Genomic DNA, 15,508 nt, shown 5'->3' with positions numbered 1-15,508 from the left:
TCGTCCGGACAGGAGCCCCGTGTCGCGTCCCGCTCTCGCCCTGCCGCCCTGGCTCGCCCATGCCCTGCGCACCCAGCGCGGCCCCGTGCCCTGGAGCGCCGTCCTCCGCGGTGCGCTCGCCGCGGGACCGGTGCTGTTCGCGGCGCTGCTGGCCGGGCGTACGTCGGCCGGTGTGCTCGCCGCCCTCGGGGCCATGCTCGCCGGGATCAACGACCGGCCCGGCAGCCGGCGGGCCTCCGTGCAGCGGCTCGGGGTGCCCGCGCTCGCGGGGGCCGGCGGGCTGCTCGCCGGGACGTACGCCGGGCAGCACACCGGAGCCGTCCTCCTCACTCTCGTGCTCACCGCCCTCGGACTCGTCGCCGGAGCAGTCAGCGCCGTCGGACCCGTCGCCTCCGGGGCCGGTACACAGCTGCTCGTCGGCGCGGCCGTCGGTGCCGGGATGCCCCTGCCCGAGACCGGCTGGCAACGGGCCCTCGCCTTCCTCGCGGGCGCCGCCTGGCTGCTCGCGCTGCGCCTCGTGCTGCCCACGCCCGGCGCGACCACCGGCGACTACCGCTTCGACGGTGAACGCGACGCCGTCGCCGGGGTGTACGACGCCGTGGCCGACCTGCTCCTCGCCACCGGCACGTCGGATGCCGCCACCCGGAGGGCGGCCGTGACCGCCGCCCTGGACCACGCCCAGGACGCCCTCGCCGGTCCCCGGCTGCGCCGTTACGCGTCCTCCTCCGCCGAGCGGCGCCTGCACGCGCAGTACGCCGCCGCCCTGCCCCTCGCCGAGGCCGCCACCGCGCTCGCCTGGGCCGGAGAACCCGTTCCCGCACGGGCCGCGGAGGGGCCTCGCCGGCTCGCCGCCGCCGTGCGCGGCAACACGCACACCGGACCCCTGCCCGCCCCGACCCGCAGCGCCCCCGCGCTGCGCGCCCTCGACGACGCCCTCCTGCACGCCGCCGACGCCTTCGACCGGGGAGGCGACGGCCACGGCCTGCACGTCCGGCGACGCACCGCCGCCTCCGTACTGCGCACCGTCCTGGGCGCCGGGGGACGCGAGTACGGAGTGCGCGTGGCCCTGAGCTTCGGCGCGGCCGCCGCCATCGCGCAGGCCCTGCATCGCACCCACTGGTACGGGCAGCACACCCACTGGTACTGGCTGCCCGCCACCGCCGTCTTCCTCGTCAAGCCCGACCTCGGGCCGCTGGTCTCCCGTGTGCTGTGCCGGGCGGCCGGGACGGTGCTGGGTGCCGTCGTCTTCGCCGCTCTCGCCGCCGTCGTGCCCCGGCCCATGGGACTCGTCACGATCGTGGCGCTGTGCGGGGCGCTCATTCCGGTCGCCACACGGCACTTCGCCGCGCAGACCGCCGTCGTCACCGTCCTCGTCCTCGCCCTGGTCATGGTCGGCGGCGAGTCGGAGGCCTCCTGGAGCCGGATCGGGGAAACGCTGCTGGCCTGCGGGATCGTGCTGCTCGTCGGGCACCTGCCGGCGCCGGGGCAGCGTGGCGGCACCGTTCGGGCGCGGCTGGTCCGTGCGGTGGACGCCGCACACGCGTACCTCGCGCACGTCCTGACCCGGGAGGACGACCGGGCCGGGCGCTGGGCGCTGCGCCGCGAGGCCTACCGGGCGCTCGCCGAGGCCCGCCTCGCGATCGACCTGGCCGCCGCCGAGCACCCCTCCCTGGCCCGGCACACCGAGGGCACGGACGAGGTGGCCGCCACGCTCGAACGGCTCGTCGACACCACCACGGCCTGTGCCGTGCACCTCGACGACAGCGGGCGCCTCACGACCCGCCACCGCGAACGGCTCGCCGAACTCCTGGACGAACTCGCCGAGCGCCGCGCGCAGGCCGGACTGGGCACCAAGGCGGCCCCGCGGCTGCCCCTGGCGGTGTAGCGGAAAGGATGCCGGCTCTCCGCCGGAACCCGAGGCCCTGGTGCCGTCGTCGCCGTGCCACCCGGCCGTGTCACTGCCCGCGACCCCGCCCTGTCGCGCGGGGAATCCCCACCTGGGGCAAATCGATCTGTTCCGGTGAATTCACCGCGCTTTCGCATTCACTGCGTGTCAAATGCGTCTCAGTCGCGTCACTTAACGCGCCGTTCACCTACGGGCATGCGTTTAACTCTACGAGCCGACCGTGATCGGCTCGCCGAAACACGGCGTGGCAAGGAGGTGCAGGGTGAACGGGCGAACAGTGCTGGCGCGCTTTCCCGCCGGCGGGCCGCGGGGCTCGTGGCCGGCGGAGGAGTTCGCGCAGGCGCGGCGCCTGGAGGGGCAGCCCGCGGAGGTCGTGATGGACCTCGTGACGGACGCGTTCCTGGTGGTCGTGCGGGGGGCCGACGCCGCCGAGTGACCGCACCGGCAGCCATCGGCACGGATGCGTGGGGGGCAGCGGCACGCGTGCGTGGATGCGTGAGCGGCATGCGTGCTCGAAAGCGTGAGCGGCATGCGTGCTGGAAAGCGTGAGCGGCACGCGTGCTGGCAAACGTCAAAAGCGCGCGTGCCGGCAAGCGTGAGGGGCACCCGCGCGTGCGCCGCTCCATGACGCGGGCAGCCCCGTGTCCTGAGACCGGCGTACGGTCACGCGCTGATCGGACGTGCCCATCCCGGAGTGGTGCCGGTGATCCAGCACAGCGCCAGGTAGAAGGGGATCGGCGGGGTGTACGGCACACCGTCGTCCGGCCGGTGCAGGAGCTCGGGGACGGCTCGCGTGTCCGGAACGAGGGCGCCGCCGGCGTAGCGGGCGGGTGCCGGCCAGTCCAGGGCGACGTCGGAGTCGGACGGCACGATCCACCACCAGTCGGACCGGTCCGCGTACACACAGCCCACCCGCGGCAGTCTGGGCAGCAGCAGAGGTCCGTAGCGGGCGGGCACGGCCACCGCGTCACAGCCCAGCCGGGCCGTCATTCCGTCGGGCAGGGGGAGCCGCCTGGGCGCCGTCGAACCGGACACCCGCCGCGCCCGGTCCAGGCGGATCAGCGAGTCCAGGGTCAGGACCCGCCCGGTCCCGGGGCCTGCGGCCTGCGGTCCCCTCACAGCCATGCGGTACCCGTTCCCAGGGGCGGCTCCACCCTGGGGCCCCGACCGTCCGCCGGCCGCCGCTTGGCACTCCAGCCGAGGGTGGAGCGCGCGCCGCCGTCCGCGGGCGGCTTCTTGGCGCTCCAGCCCGGGTCGGACCGCGCCGTCGCGGCCTCCTCGGTGGGACCGGGCCGTCGCGTCGTCTCCTCCGGCGCCCGGGACCTGTCGCCGGAACACGACAGGTCCCGGGACGGCTGCGTCGGGCGGGGGAGTCGGTCGGGCGCCGACCGGTCGGCCTCGCGTGCCAGTTCGGCCCACACCAGCAGGCCCGGTCCCGCCTCCTGAGCTCCCCAGGCACGGCACAGAGCCGCGACGAGAAGCAATCCCCTCCCGTGCTCCTCCTCGGGGCGCTGCGGCGCGGGCCGCGGTTCGCCGGGGGCGCATCCCTCGTCGCGCACGGCTATGCGCACCAGGTCGTCCTCGTCGTGCAGTTCGCAGACGACGTACTCCCCGGCGGTGTGCACGATCGCGTTGGTGACCAGTTCGGAGACGACCAACGCGGCCGTGTCGCAGGTGTCTTCGCACACCGCCCAGCCGGCCAGCCGGGCACGTGTCAGCCGCCGGGCCCGTGCGACGGAGCCCGGGTGTGCGGCCAACTCGAAGCGGAACCGGCGTTCGGCCGCCGCGCCGGGGTGCAGCCCTGAGGGGCCGACCAGACCGGACCGGTCTGCGGAGGCGTCTGTTCCTAACGACGCGGACGGAATCACGCCTGCCACTATCGCCGTGACATGAACACTTGGCAAGGGTCACTCTGAAAATTGCAGAGTGCTGTGTGACTCGAGGGATGTGCATGGCACACTTCTCGCAACGGCGCGCCGGGTGGCGCCAGTTGGTGTCCGGGATACGGACGTCCGAGTCCGTGACCTGCGTCGAAGGCCCATGGCACGAAATCGAACCTGAGTGGGCAGCGGTGCGGAAACAATGCGAACGGCGCCGCTGGGGCAGTCAGCGCCCGGAAGGGCGGGAGGAGGTGCGAGGTGAGCGAGCCGCGCTCGGCGCCTACGGTCGGTCAGGTCGTCCTCGGCCGACGCCTGCTGGATCTGCGGGAACGTGCGGGTCTCAAGCGGGAGGAGGCCGCGCGCATCCTGCGTGTCGCACCCGCCACCGTCCGCCGCATGGAGACGGCCGAGGTCGCCCTCAAAATCCCCTATCTGCAGCTCCTGCTGAAGGCCTACGGGGTGAGCGACGAGGAGGCCGAGGCCTTCGTCCAACTGGCCGAGGAGGCCAACAGGCCGGGCTGGTGGCAGCGGTTTCACGACATTCTTCCGGGCTGGTTCTCGATGTACGTCAGCCTGGAGGGCGCGGCCGCGCTCATCCGCCAGTACGAGCCCCACTTCGTACCCGGCATCATGCAGACCGAGGAGTACGCCCGAGGCGTCCTGAAGTCGGGCGCCATCGGGCAGACCAGACCCGAGGACATCGAGCGTCACGTGGCGTTGCGCATGCAGCGTCAGGAGTTGCTCACGCGCGAGAACGCGCCGCGTATCTGGGCCGTGATGGAGGAGACCGCGCTGCGCCGTCCGGTCGGCGGCCCGGCGGTCATGCGAGCCCAGGTCGAACGGCTGCTGGAGGTCATGCAGCTGCCCCATGTGACGCTCCAGGTACTGGAGTTCTCCTCGGGGCCGCACCCCGGCACCTACGGGCCCTTCGTCCTGTTCCGGTTCGCCATGCCAGAACTGCCGGACATGGTCTACAGCGAGTACCTGACCGGCGCCGTCTACCTGGACGCGCGCAGCGAGGTGGCGACCCACCTCGAGGTCATGGACCGCATGGCGGCCCAGGCCGCCCCTGCACAACGCACGAAGGAGATCCTCGAGGATCTCCGCAAGGAGCTGTGAATGGACCGCATCATGCCGCGCAACCGCGTCTACAACGGCATGCCCGCCCGGGAACTGGGCAGCGAGGGCTGGCACAAGCCGTGGAGCGGGGGCAACGGCGGCAACTGCCTGGAGGCGATGAAGCTCGCCGACGGCCGGATCGCCGTCCGCCAGTCCACGGATCCGGACGGGCCCGCGCTGATCTACACCTCCGACGAGATGACCGCGTTCATCGAGGGGGCCAAGGCGGGCGAGGCGGACTTCCTGCTGTCGTAACCACCTTGTTGTCCCCCCACGCTGTCCCCCCATGTCGTCGTCCGCACCACCAACTTGGCGTTCAGTTGACCACTGAGTTCCCCAGACACCTACGGAGTTCCTCATGACCGGGCAGGACCCCGCCCAGGACGCCGTCGTCATCGATACGAGCAAGCCGCACCCCGCGCGCATGTACGACTGGTACCTCGGCGGGAAGGACAACTACCCCGTCGACGAGGAGATGGGCCGGCAGATGCTCGCCCTCGACCCGAGGGTCCCGGTGATGGCACGCGTCAACCGCGCGTTCATGCACCGGGCCACACGCTGGCTGGCCCACACCGGCGTGCGGCAGTTCCTGGACATCGGCACGGGCATCCCGACCGAACCGAACCTGCACCAGATAGCCCAGCAGATTGCGCCCGACGCACGCGTCGTCTACTGCGACAACGACCCGATCGTGCTGGCCCACGCCGCAGCCCTGCTGCGCAGCACGCCCGAGGGCGTGACCGAGTACCTGCAGGTCGACGTGCGGGACCCCGCCACCATCCTCGAGGGGGCCGGGAAGGTCCTGGACCTCTCCAGGCCCGTGGCGCTGTCCCTCGTCGCGCTGCTGCACTTCGTCTCCGACGAGGACGGCGCGCACGACCTGGTCGACCGGCTGCTGTCCGAACTGCCGTCCGGCAGCTACCTGGTGATGACCCACGCCACGGCCGACTTCACCCCCGAGGAGTCGGCGGCGGCCACGGAGAAGCTCAAGGCGGCCGGGGTGACGCTGGCGCTCCGGTCGCGGGAGGAGTTCGCCCGCTTCTTCGACGGCCTCCACCTCGTCGACCCCGGCGTCGAGGTGGTCCACAAATGGCACCCGGAACTCGGTGAACCGGTCCCGGGCCAGGACGACGGGGTCATTCCGGGCTATGGGGCGGTGGGGCGCAAGGAATAGGGCGCCGACAGGGCCGGGGCACCTGATGTGCCCCGGTTGGCACCGCAGCGGCCACGACCGGTGGGCGGCCGATGGGCCCGCTTCGGTCGCCCACCGGGTTCACGCCGTCATCGGACGGTCGTACGGCCCGATCGGGGCCTGCAGGCCTGATGTCCCGCCGGACAGCCGCCGGTCCACCGCCGCCGCCACGGCCCGGCCCTCCGCGATCGCCCACACGATCAGGGACTGCCCGCGCGCCGCGTCCCCGGCGGCGTACACACCGGGCACGTTCGTCTCGAAGTCCTCGTTCCGCGCGATCGTGCCGCGTGCGTCGAGCGCGAGCCCGAGCTGCTCGACGAGTCCGTCCTCCCGGTCGGGCCCCGAGAAACCCAGGGCGAGCAGTACGAGGTCGGCGGGCAGGGTCCGCTCCGAGCCCGGCAGCGGTCGCCGCCGCTCGTCCACCTCGACCAGGTGCAGCGCCCGCACGTGCCCGTCCGCGTCCCCCGTGAAGCGCAGGGTGGACGCCGCGAACAGCCGCGCGTCCGCGTCCGCCGCCGGCGCCGTACGCAGATCGCGCGCCTCCTCGTGCGCCGCGGACAACCGGTAGATCTTCGGATACGTCGGCCACGGTTCGGTGTCCTCGTTCCGCTCCGGCCCCGGCTGCCGATAGATGTCGAGCTGGGTCACGGACGCGGCCCGTTCGCGCACCGCCGTCCCCAGACAGTCGGCCCCGGTGTCCCCACCTCCCACGATCACCACATGCTTCCCGGCCGCCGACAGCGGCGAGACCTCCAGGTCCCCCTCGCACACCCGGTCCGCCAGCGGCAGGTACTCCATCGCCTGATGGATCCCGGCCAACTCCCGTCCCGGCACCTCCAGTTCACGCCACGCCGTCGCGCCCGTCGCGATCACCACGGCGTCGTACCGCGACCGCAGTTCCGCTGCCCCGATGTCCCTCCCTATGACCGTCGACGTACGGAACTTCGTCCCCTCCGCACGCATCTGCTCCAGTCGGCGGTCGAGATGCCGCTTCTCCATCTTGAACGCCGGTATCCCGTAGCGCAGCAGCCCGCCGATCCGGTCCGCGCGCTCGTACACCGCCACCGTGTGTCCGGCCCGGGTGAGCTGCTGGGCCGCGGCGAGCCCCGCGGGCCCCGACCCGACGACCGCGACGGTGCGCCCCGACAACCGCTCGGGCGGGCGCGGTGGTGCGAACCCCTCCTCCCAGGCCCGGTCGGCGATGGCCACCTCGACGTTCTTGATGGTGACCGCGGGCTGGTTGATGGCGAGCACGCAGCCCGCCTCGCAGGGAGCCGGGCACAGCCGCCCCGTGAACTCGGGGAAGTTGTTCGTGGCGTGCAGCCGGTCGCTCGCCGCCCGCCAGTCCTCACGCGAGACGAGGTCGTTCCACTCGGGGATCAGGTTCCCGAGCGGGCAGGCGTCGTGGCAGAAGGGGATCCCGCAGTCCATGCACCGGTTCGCCTGCCGGCTGATGATCGGCAGCAGCGCACCGGGGACGTACACCTCGTTCCAGTCCCGCACCCGTTCCTCGACCGGCCTGCGGGGCCATTCCTCGCGGGGCGTGGTCATGAAACCCTTGGGATCGGCCATCGCCGTCTCCCTTGCACACACGGGACCGTTTCGTGCCACGATACGACGCCGCGGTCCCGTGCGCGCCCCGCCGTCCGGGCCCCGCGACGGCCGGTGTGTCAGGTCAGGGCCAGGACGTACGACACCGCGGCGCCGGCCGCGGCGACCACCCGGACGTGGTTCCACAACGTCCACTCCCTGAGGTACCTGCGCCAGTACACGGCCCCCGCGGGGGAGCCGGGGTCCAGGCGCAGCAGCGCGGCGTTGCGGGGGACGTTCGCCAGGGCGGTCACTCCCAGGACACCTATGAGGTACAGGGCGCTGCCCACCAGCAGCACCGCCTTGCCGTCGTCCGGCCACACCACCAACGTCACCACGGCCGCAACGGCGCTCAGCACTGCCGCCCCCATGAAAAGAATCATGAACGCCGGTGTCGTCGCGGCCCTGTTGATCGCGTTCATCGCGGCGACCCCCTGCGTCGGCGGCAGTGAGCCGAGCCCCCTCATCACGAACGCCAAGAACGCGTAGCACACTCCCGCCACCAGCCCGGCCGCCAGCGCCCCGACCGTGATCAGCACGAAGTAAGGCCCATCGATCATGTCGGTTTCCGCATCCTTTCCCCCGAACCCGGAGATCCTCAGCCACTCCCGGTCACACCAAGTGAAGCGAGTGAAGAGGCCGATAGCCATGGGCGGGCCGCGCAGCCGTGTACGGAACCGCCCACGCCGCCGCTCCAGCCACACCGCCGGCCGGTGATCAGTCCCCCCGGCGGGCTGCCGGGGCCCCGGCTCATGCCGCCTCCCGGAGCCTCCACTCCCGCAACACCGTCTCCACGTGCCCCGCGATGCGCCGTCGCGCATCGGGCCGCGCCACACCCTCCATCAGCAACTGGTCGTACGGCGTCTCCAGGTGCCGTACGGACGCCCGCACCGCCGCCGTGACCGCCTCCGGCGAGAGGGCCCGTCCCGCCGCGCTGCGCCCGACCCGTCCGCTGCCGCGCGCCGACGCATGCGCTGCGATCGCCCGTGCCCGCTCGGCCGGGCATCCGGGAAACAGCCGCCGGATCTCCGCGGCGAACGCCTCCGTGAACCGCACGTCCTCCGCCGCCCGCCGCCGTGCATCCCGTGCCCGCCGCCTGCGCCGCGCCTCCGCGTCCGCCAGACAGCGCTCCTCGGCCAGGGCGAGGGCCGCCTCCTCGACGAGCACGCCCTGTCGTTCGTACCGGCCGCGACGCCGGTTGAACCGCACCACCACCGCCGACAGGCCGCTCGCCTCCCGTGCCCGCCGGGTCAGCGCCGTATCACCCCGCGGCAGGAACACCAGATGCCCGAGGTCCGCGCACTCCAGGCACCGTGGCTTCCCCTCCTCCAGCACCAGCAACGACAACGGCCCTGTCCGGCACTCGGCACAGTGCCGCCGCCTGATCGGCTGGAAGACCAGAAGGGCGCTGCGGGGCCCGGGAGTTGGGGCAGGTGCCATACCCGTCTCCTTCCCCGTCCGTCCGGGCGCCGACCGTAACAGGCGCCGCCGGCCCGGTGGCCGTCTCCGACCCGGCATCGCAGGTGACGTCGGCTGCCCGGGCCGGCTTCCGCGCCCCGTCCCCGGCCGGGGGCGGTACCGCCGGCCCGACGGGCCGGGAAGCCGGCCTGCCGGCGTGGCGCGGCATCATGGGCCGTGTGCGACTCGAAGCGATCACCTGGGAACGGCTCGGCGACCTCCTCGCCGACCGGCTGCTCGATCTGAAGCCCGACGACGGCAGCCCCTGGCCGCGCATCGCGTTCGACGGAGCCCCGGCCGCGCGCCCCGGTGAGCTCGCCCAGCGCGTGTCCGACGCGCTGCGCACCCGCGGCCGGCCCTCGCTCGTCATCGCTGCGCAGGGCTTTCTGCGGCCCGCGTCGGTCCGCCTGGAGCACGGCCACCGGGACGTGGACTCCTATTACGACGGCTGGCTCGACACCGGTGCCCTGTGGCGCGAGGTCTTCGGCCCCCTCGAACCCGGCGGCGACGGCCGCGTCCTGCCCGACCTGTGGGACCCCGTCACCGACCGCGCCACCCGCAGTCCCTACGTCCACCTTCCGCCCGGTGGCCTGCTGTTGCTCCACGGCCCTCTCCTCCTGCGCCATTGGTTCCCCTTCGACCTGACCGTCCATGTGCTCCTCTCAGCGGGCGCGCTCCGCCGCCGCACCCCCGAGTCGGAACACTGGACACTCCCCGCCTTCGAGCGCTACGAGGCGGAGACGGACCCGGGCGCCGTCGCGGATGTACTGATCCGCGCGGACGATCCCCGCCACCCGGCCTGGAACGGCTGATCACACGCCGCTTTCCGTGCAGACGCGTCGATCGTCGACCGCCACGGCGTTCCCGCGGAACTCGGCCGTCCGGATCGAGCTCCGGGGCGACACCGTCCCGTCCTCCCGGTCGACGGCCCCCGGAAGGTGGGGGATCTGCGCCGCGCCCCCCGTTCCAACCCCCTCTCGGCCCGAGCCCGGGTGCCCTCGGCGTGGTTCGGCGACGGGCCACCGCCCTCCGGTCCTTCCAGGTGCGTTTCCCCGATGGCCCGGCGAGAATTGAAGTGCGCCGGGACCTGCGGTGCGTCCCGTGCCGCGCCGGCCTTCCGGGACCGGGAGGTAGCCATGACCACCGCCGGAGAGATCATGCACCGGGGTGCCCAGTGGATCCCCGCCCACGAGACCCTGGACCGCGCCGCCCAGCTCATGCGCGAACTCAACGTCGGCGCCCTGCCCATCAGCGACGAGAACGAGCGGCTCTGCGGCATCCTCACCGATCGCGACATCGTCGTCGGCTGCGTGGCCATGGGCCACGACCCCTCACGCGTGACCGCGGGCGACATGGCCAAGGGCACACCGCGCTGGATCGACGCGGACGCCGATGTCGACGAAGTGCTCCAGGAGATGGAGGAGCACCAGATCCGCCGGCTTCCCGTCATCCAGAACAAGCGCCTCGTCGGCATGATCAGCGAGTCCGACCTGGCCGGGCACCTGACGGAGGATCAGCTGGCCACCTGGGTCGAGAGCGTCTACGCGAGGACGGCCTCGCGCTGACCCGGGCGACCGGCAGGAGCCGCGCCGGGGTCAGAGCCAGTCGTTGCGCTTGAACCCCCGGTAGAGCACCACGCAGGCCACGGCTATCACGACGAGGACCAGCGGGTAGCCGAATTTCCAGTGCAACTCCGGCATGTACGCGAAGTTCATGCCGTAGACCCCGGTGACCATGGTGGGCACCGCGATGAGCGCGGCCCAGGCCGTGATCTTCCGCATGTCCTCGTTCTGGGAGACGCTCACCTGGGCGAGATGAGCCTGCAGGATCGAGTTGAGCAGTTCGTCGAATGCGGCTATCTGCTCGGTGGCGCGCAGCAGGTGGTCGGAGACGTCCCGGAAGTAGGCCTGTATCTCCGGGGCGATCACCCGTATGGGCCGGGTGGCCAGCTCCTGGATGGGGCGGTCCAGCGGTGCCACCGCACGCTTCAGCTCCAGGAGTTCACGCTTGAGCTGGTAGATGCGCCCCGGATCCAGCCGCACGCCGTTCTCCGCGAACACGTCCGTCTCGACCTGGTCGATGTCCTGCTGCACCGCGTCCGTGACGTTGAGATAGTCGTCCACCACATGGTCGGCGATGGCGTGCAGCACCGCGGCCGGGCCCTTCGCGAGCTGCCGCGGATCGGCCTCCAGTTCCTCGCGCAGCGGACCGAGCGAACCGTGCCGGCCATGGCGCACCGTGATGACGAAGGCGGGACCGATGAACACCATGATCTCGCCGGTGTTCACCACCTCGCTCGTCGCCGTCAACTCCTTGTGCTCCACGTAGCAGACGGTCTTGAACACGGCGAACAGCGTGTCCCCGTACCGCTCGAGCTTCGGACGCTGATGCGCCTCCACCGCGTCCTCGACCGCCAGCGGGTGCAGGTCGAAGAGTTCGGCGATGCCCGCGAACTCCTGGTCCGTCGGCTCGTGCAGCCCCAGCCAGACGAAACCGCCGTCACTCTTACGGACCCGTTCCACGGCCTCGACGAGATCGCCGGCTCCGGGAACGCGCACGCCGTCCTGATAGGTCACGCAGTTGACCACCGCGGAGCCCAGCGGCGACCGGGCGGGGTGGCTCAGATCGACGCGCGCACGGCGCCGCCCCAACCGTGCCACCTTGCGGAGGCCGCCGACCCTGCCGAGACTCGTGACCCTCCGCAGATTCCCTGCCATGGACATCTGGATCTCCTTGCGTGGATCTCCCCGCGCCGCACTCTGCGCCGTCGCGAGCCAGTCTGCCAGTCCGTCGGGGAGCGCCGGAGGGGCCTGGGGAAACGGAACATTCCGCTCTGACGCATGGCGGGCCCACCGCTGGGGCGCCTGGCCGTGCCCGCCGCTCAGGGCGGGCCGACGAGGCCCTGCGGAGCGTCGCCCCCCACGGGCCGGCAGGCCGGGTGCGATGATCTCGGCATGACGCACAACGACGGGTACCTCCTCGACAACCGGCAGACCGAGGCCGGCCGCCGTTTCGAGGCGTTGTCCGCCCTCTTCGACCCCACGACCTTCCGTCACATCGAGGGGCTCGGCATCGGACTCGGCTGGCGATGCTGGGAGGTCGGCGCGGGCGGCACCTCCGTGATTTCCTGGCTCGCCAGGAAGGTCGGTCCGACCGGGCAGGTCATCGCGACCGACATCGACACCTCGTGGGCGGCCCAGGCCGCGCAACCGCCGATCGAGGTCCGCACCCACGACGTGGGCGCCGAAGAACCCCCCGGCGAGGACTTCGACCTCGTGCACGCCCGGCTCGTCCTCGTGCACGTCCCGGACAGGGACAGGGCGTTGCAGTCCATGATCAAGGCGCTGCGCCCCGGCGGACGTCTGCTGGTCGAGGACGCCGACCCGGCGCTGCAGCCCCTGAGCTGTCCGGACGAGTACGGCCCCGAGCAGCGGCTCGCCAACCGCCTGCGCGAGGGCTTCCGCACGCTGCTCGCCGAACGCGGCGCCGACCTCTCCTACGGCCGCAGGCTGCCGCGTCTGCTGCGGGAGGCGGGCCTCAGCCAGGTGGAGGCCGACGCCTACTTCCCCCTCACCTCACCGGCCTGCGCGGCCCTCGAGTCCGCGACGATCCGGCAGATCCGCGACCAACTGGTCTCGGCCGGCCTCGCCACCGACGAGGACATCGACCGTCACCTGACCCATGTCGCCTCGGGCGCGATGGACCTGGCGACCGCCCCGATGATCTCGGCATGGGGCCGCAAGGAGTAAGCGACGGCAGATGCGGGGGAAGGGCCGCCGCCCGGTACGGCGGAGCCGCGGCCGGAGGCTACCGCACGTCCCTCACGGGTCTCCCTCCCACCGTCTCCACGGCCATCGCCCCCGCCCTGCACCCTTGCGTCGCCGCCTCCTCCGGGTCGGCCCCCGCGAGCAGCGCCGCCAGGAAAGCCCCGGTGAACGCGTCCCCCGCGCCCGTCGTGTCCCGAGGCGTGGCCGGGGCCGCCGGGATCCGCGCCACGATCGCTCCCGACGCGGCCACCAGTGCCCCCTCCGCACCCTGCTTGGCGACCACCACAGGCACGTGACGGCTCAGCTTGGCCGCCGCGTCCGCCGGGTCGGGCAGCCCGGTCAGCAGGCACGCCTCGTCCCGGCTGGGCAGCAACAGGTCGATGCCCTCGGCGAACGCCAGGAAACGGTCCACGCCCAGCCCGCCGAGAAACCCCGCAGACGCGGGATCCAGGCTCACCGGCACTCCACGCGAGTGTGCCGCTTCCAGGGCCACCGTCGCCAGCGCCCGGCTCGGCTCGGAGAACAGCAGATAGCCCGACAGGTGCAGCCGTGCGACCCCGTCCAGCAGTTCGTCCGACCAGTCGCCGGGGGCCAGCCGCAGGGACGCCCCACTGTCCGTGAGGAACGTCCGCTCCGCCGAGGCGCTCGTGTCCACCAGGCAGATCACGGTTCCTGTGGGCGCCTCGGGGTCGACGACCAGATGGGGCCGTACGCCCGACTCCGTCAGTTCCCGCTCGTGCCAGACGGCTGACTCCGCCCCGACGCGCCCGAGCAGCCGCACGTCCGGACACCCGCACCCAGCCGCCCAGCACGCCACGTTCGCGCCCGCACCACCGGGCAGCGTCCGGATGACGGCGGCCGTGTCCGTCCCCGGGGCGAGCGGGCCGTGATGACGGGCGACGACATCCGTGACGACGTCCCCGACGACGAGCAGAGCCCCGCTCACGCCCCCGCCCAGGCCGCCGAGATCCGCGCCGCCAGCCGCACGTTCCCCCGCACCGCCGCCAGATTGGCGCTGAGCGACGCGCCGTCCGTGTGCCGCACCAGATAGTCGAGCAGAAAGGGTGTGACCGCCTGACCGGTGATCCCTTCCTCGCCGCACGCGGTCAGTGCGTCGGCGAGCACGCGCGCGTGAAGCTCCGGATCGAGCTGCTCCTCCTCCGGCACCGGGTTGGCGACGATGAGCGCCGACTGCGGGGCGCCGAGCGTGTCCTGGGCTCGCATGACGTCGGCCACCTGCCCGGGCGACTCCAGCGTCCACTCCACCGGATGCCCGGAGTCCGACAGGTAGAAGCCCGGAAAGCGGTGCGTGCGATACCCGGCGACGGCCACGCCGAGCGTCTCCAGGCGCTGCAGCGTGGCCGGCACGTCCAGGATCGACTTCACGCCCGCGCACACCACGGTGATCCTGGTGCGCGCCAGCAGGCCCAGGTCGGCGGACTCGTCCTGGGTCACCGTCCACTCCCGGTGGACCCCGCCGAGCCCGCCCGTCGCGAACACCCGTACGCCTGCGAGGGAGGCCAGCAGCGCCGTCGCCGACACCGTCGTCGCCCCGCTGACGCCCCCGGCCACTGCCAGGGGCAGATCACGATGGCCCAGTTTGCGGATCCCTTCCTCGTTCGCGACCCGCTCCACCTGGTCCTTGCCGAGCCCGACATGAGCCCGCCCGTCCAGTACGGCGATCGTCGCCGGTACCGCGCCCTCCTGCCGGACCACGTCCTCCAGCTCCAGCGCGACCTGGAGATTGCGTGGACGCGGCAGCCCGTGCGCGATGATCGTCGACTCCAGAGCCACCACCGGCCGGCGGGCGGCGAGCGCCTCCCGTACCTCTTCGGACACCACCAGCACGCGCCTGCCTCCTGTCTCCGGCTTTTCCCTCATCTCTGGCGGGCGGCGCACCCGGCCAAACCCCTGCGAGGTGGGAGAGGGAACACCAGGGCCTGCGCGCGATCGGGGCGACCCGCGTGCGCCGCGGGCCGGATCAGAACAGCGGCTCCGGCAGGACCCCCTCGAGCGCCAGCAGCTTCCGCTTGGTCTCCAGACCCCCTCCGAACCCACCGATGCCGCCGCCGCTCTCGACCACGCGGTGGCACGGCACCACCACCGGCAGCGGGTTCGATCCCATCGCCACACCCACGGCCTGGGCGGCGCCCGGCTGACCGACCCGGCCTGCCAGGTCGCCGTACCCCACCACCGTGCCGTACGGCACACCGGATGCCAGCTCTCGCAGCACCTGGCGGTTGAAGCCGGTGATCAGGGACCAGTCCAGGGGCAGCGCGAAGTTGTGCAGCTTGCCCGCGAAGTACGCCCTGACCTGGCGTATCGCCTCTGCCAGCAGCGGTGTGCGGGCGTCCTCCACGGGCTGTGTGCCGAGCCGGGACGCGAGCCGCTCCAGAGCCTTGTCGCGCACGGCGTCCGTGGCGTGGAACACCACGTTCACCAGGCCCTCGCGCGTGGCGGCCAGCAGCAGAGGGCCGATGTCGGTGGGGACGACGGTCCACACCAACTGCTGCTCGAACTGCCCATGACTGTCCATGTGCCCACCGTACGGCGCGGCACTGACAACGGTCCCGGGAACGGACCGGGCAGCGCGGTG

General features: G+C 72.6%; 17 protein-coding genes. 8 read left to right on the top strand and 9 right to left on the bottom strand.

Going from position 1 to position 15,508, the window contains the following annotated elements:
* Positions 1 to 19: 19 nt before the first annotated feature.
* Positions 20 to 1,885, top strand: a complete 1,866-nt coding sequence (locus ACZ4SW_RS05085) for an FUSC family protein (RefSeq protein ID WP_468238086.1) — start codon at positions 20 to 22, stop codon at positions 1,883 to 1,885.
* Positions 1,886 to 2,168: 283 nt separating this feature from the next.
* Positions 2,169 to 2,342, top strand: a complete 174-nt coding sequence (locus tag ACZ4SW_RS05080) for a hypothetical protein (protein ID WP_388563003.1) — start codon at positions 2,169 to 2,171, stop codon at positions 2,340 to 2,342.
* 227 nt (positions 2,343 to 2,569) lie between these two features.
* Here the strand turns inward: ACZ4SW_RS05080 and ACZ4SW_RS05075 are convergent, their stop codons facing one another.
* Both ACZ4SW_RS05075 and ACZ4SW_RS05070 read right to left on the bottom strand, forming a co-directional pair.
* Positions 2,570 to 3,031 carry a hypothetical protein gene (locus ACZ4SW_RS05075; protein WP_468238083.1) on the bottom strand — a complete coding sequence of 154 codons (462 nt, stop codon included), beginning with the start codon at positions 3,029 to 3,031 and terminating at the stop codon, positions 2,570 to 2,572.
* A complete protein-coding gene (locus ACZ4SW_RS05070; protein WP_468238080.1) occupies positions 3,022 to 3,783 on the bottom strand; it encodes an ATP-binding protein in 762 nt (253 codons plus the stop codon). The genes ACZ4SW_RS05075 and ACZ4SW_RS05070 overlap by 10 nt, the downstream gene beginning before the upstream one ends.
* 261 nt (positions 3,784 to 4,044) lie before the next feature.
* Here ACZ4SW_RS05070 and ACZ4SW_RS05065 point away from each other — a divergent pair, with 261 nt between their 5' ends.
* The 3 genes from ACZ4SW_RS05065 (at position 4,045) to ACZ4SW_RS05055 (ending at position 6,079) form a co-directional block, all read left to right on the top strand.
* Positions 4,045 to 4,905 carry a helix-turn-helix domain-containing protein gene (locus tag ACZ4SW_RS05065; protein WP_468238077.1) on the top strand — a complete coding sequence of 287 codons (861 nt, stop codon included), beginning with the start codon at positions 4,045 to 4,047 and terminating at the stop codon, positions 4,903 to 4,905.
* Positions 4,906 to 5,160 carry a DUF397 domain-containing protein gene (locus ACZ4SW_RS05060; protein ID WP_468238074.1) on the top strand — a complete coding sequence of 85 codons (255 nt, stop codon included), beginning with the start codon at positions 4,906 to 4,908 and terminating at the stop codon, positions 5,158 to 5,160.
* 103 nt (positions 5,161 to 5,263) lie between these two features.
* Complete coding sequence (locus ACZ4SW_RS05055; RefSeq protein WP_468238071.1) at positions 5,264 to 6,079, top strand: SAM-dependent methyltransferase; 816 nt, start codon at positions 5,264 to 5,266, stop codon at positions 6,077 to 6,079.
* A gap of 99 nt (positions 6,080 to 6,178) precedes the next feature.
* On the opposite strand, the gene ACZ4SW_RS05050 is transcribed toward ACZ4SW_RS05055, so the two are convergent.
* From ACZ4SW_RS05050 to ACZ4SW_RS05040, 3 genes are all read right to left on the bottom strand, one after another.
* Positions 6,179 to 7,669, bottom strand: a complete 1,491-nt coding sequence (locus tag ACZ4SW_RS05050; RefSeq protein ID WP_468238069.1) for a glutamate synthase subunit beta — start codon at positions 7,667 to 7,669, stop codon at positions 6,179 to 6,181.
* Positions 7,670 to 7,767: 98 nt separating this feature from the next.
* Positions 7,768 to 8,247, bottom strand: coding sequence for an anthrone oxygenase family protein (locus ACZ4SW_RS05045; RefSeq protein WP_468238066.1), 480 nt, complete (start codon positions 8,245 to 8,247; stop codon positions 7,768 to 7,770).
* A 190-nt stretch (positions 8,248 to 8,437) separates the two neighbouring features.
* Positions 8,438 to 9,127: a DUF2293 domain-containing protein gene (locus ACZ4SW_RS05040; protein WP_468238064.1), complete on the bottom strand. Its 690-nt coding sequence runs from the start codon at positions 9,125 to 9,127 to the stop codon at positions 8,438 to 8,440.
* Positions 9,128 to 9,315: 188 nt separating this feature from the next.
* Between ACZ4SW_RS05040 and ACZ4SW_RS05035 the strand changes: the two genes are divergently transcribed.
* Positions 9,316 to 9,957 (top strand): nucleoside/nucleotide kinase family protein, encoded by a 642-nt coding sequence (locus tag ACZ4SW_RS05035; RefSeq protein ID WP_468238061.1) that lies wholly within the window; start codon positions 9,316 to 9,318, stop codon positions 9,955 to 9,957.
* Between the two features lie 324 nt (positions 9,958 to 10,281).
* Positions 10,282 to 10,710, top strand: coding sequence for a CBS domain-containing protein (locus ACZ4SW_RS05030; protein WP_468238059.1), 429 nt, complete (start codon positions 10,282 to 10,284; stop codon positions 10,708 to 10,710).
* Between the two features lie 30 nt (positions 10,711 to 10,740).
* Here the strand turns inward: ACZ4SW_RS05030 and corA are convergent, their stop codons facing one another.
* The gene (gene corA / locus ACZ4SW_RS05025; protein ID WP_468238056.1) at positions 10,741 to 11,868 is read right to left on the bottom strand and encodes a magnesium/cobalt transporter CorA; all 1,128 of its coding nucleotides are present in this window, start codon (positions 11,866 to 11,868) and stop codon (positions 10,741 to 10,743) included.
* Positions 11,869 to 12,099: 231 nt separating this feature from the next.
* Between corA and ACZ4SW_RS05020 the strand changes: the two genes are divergently transcribed.
* Positions 12,100 to 12,894: a methyltransferase domain-containing protein gene (locus ACZ4SW_RS05020; protein WP_468238053.1), complete on the top strand. Its 795-nt coding sequence runs from the start codon at positions 12,100 to 12,102 to the stop codon at positions 12,892 to 12,894.
* A 58-nt stretch (positions 12,895 to 12,952) separates the two neighbouring features.
* Here ACZ4SW_RS05020 and ACZ4SW_RS05015 read toward each other — a convergent pair whose 3' ends face one another.
* The 3 genes from ACZ4SW_RS05015 to ACZ4SW_RS05005 all read right to left on the bottom strand — a co-directional run bounded on the left by ACZ4SW_RS05015 (position 12,953) and on the right by ACZ4SW_RS05005 (position 15,448).
* Positions 12,953 to 13,858 carry a carbohydrate kinase family protein gene (locus tag ACZ4SW_RS05015; RefSeq protein WP_468238051.1) on the bottom strand — a complete coding sequence of 302 codons (906 nt, stop codon included), beginning with the start codon at positions 13,856 to 13,858 and terminating at the stop codon, positions 12,953 to 12,955.
* Positions 13,855 to 14,793, bottom strand: a complete 939-nt coding sequence (locus tag ACZ4SW_RS05010; protein ID WP_468238049.1) for a pseudouridine-5'-phosphate glycosidase — start codon at positions 14,791 to 14,793, stop codon at positions 13,855 to 13,857. The genes ACZ4SW_RS05015 and ACZ4SW_RS05010 overlap by 4 nt, the downstream gene beginning before the upstream one ends.
* Before the next feature lie 100 nt (positions 14,794 to 14,893).
* Positions 14,894 to 15,448, bottom strand: coding sequence for a methylated-DNA--[protein]-cysteine S-methyltransferase (locus ACZ4SW_RS05005; protein WP_468238047.1), 555 nt, complete (start codon positions 15,446 to 15,448; stop codon positions 14,894 to 14,896).
* Positions 15,449 to 15,508: the final 60 nt, after the last annotated feature.

This window comes from Streptomyces sp. NPDC028331 (assembly GCF_055565775.1).
The sequence above is the reverse complement of the archived record's forward strand: the minus strand, read 5'-3'. Positions and strand labels throughout refer to the sequence as shown.

Excerpts from the sequence above, each read along its gene's own strand:
- ACZ4SW_RS05035 (WP_468238061.1), top strand. The coding sequence starts at position 9,316 with ATGGGCCGTGTGCGACTCGAAGCGATCACCTGGGAACGGCTCGGCGAC.
- ACZ4SW_RS05040 (WP_468238064.1), bottom strand. The coding sequence starts at position 9,127 with ATGGCACCTGCCCCAACTCCCGGGCCCCGCAGCGCCCTTCTGGTCTTC.
- ACZ4SW_RS05020 (WP_468238053.1), top strand. The coding sequence starts at position 12,100 with ATGACGCACAACGACGGGTACCTCCTCGACAACCGGCAGACCGAGGCC.
- ACZ4SW_RS05055 (WP_468238071.1), top strand. The coding sequence starts at position 5,264 with ATGACCGGGCAGGACCCCGCCCAGGACGCCGTCGTCATCGATACGAGC.
- ACZ4SW_RS05030 (WP_468238059.1), top strand. The coding sequence starts at position 10,282 with ATGACCACCGCCGGAGAGATCATGCACCGGGGTGCCCAGTGGATCCCC.
- ACZ4SW_RS05075 (WP_468238083.1), bottom strand. The coding sequence starts at position 3,031 with ATGGCTGTGAGGGGACCGCAGGCCGCAGGCCCCGGGACCGGGCGGGTC.
- ACZ4SW_RS05005 (WP_468238047.1), bottom strand. The coding sequence starts at position 15,448 with ATGGACAGTCATGGGCAGTTCGAGCAGCAGTTGGTGTGGACCGTCGTC.
- ACZ4SW_RS05045 (WP_468238066.1), bottom strand. The coding sequence starts at position 8,247 with ATGATCGATGGGCCTTACTTCGTGCTGATCACGGTCGGGGCGCTGGCG.
- corA (WP_468238056.1), bottom strand. The coding sequence starts at position 11,868 with ATGTCCATGGCAGGGAATCTGCGGAGGGTCACGAGTCTCGGCAGGGTC.
- ACZ4SW_RS05010 (WP_468238049.1), bottom strand. The coding sequence starts at position 14,793 with ATGAGGGAAAAGCCGGAGACAGGAGGCAGGCGCGTGCTGGTGGTGTCC.
- ACZ4SW_RS05060 (WP_468238074.1), top strand. The coding sequence starts at position 4,906 with ATGGACCGCATCATGCCGCGCAACCGCGTCTACAACGGCATGCCCGCC.
- ACZ4SW_RS05050 (WP_468238069.1), bottom strand. The coding sequence starts at position 7,669 with ATGGCCGATCCCAAGGGTTTCATGACCACGCCCCGCGAGGAATGGCCC.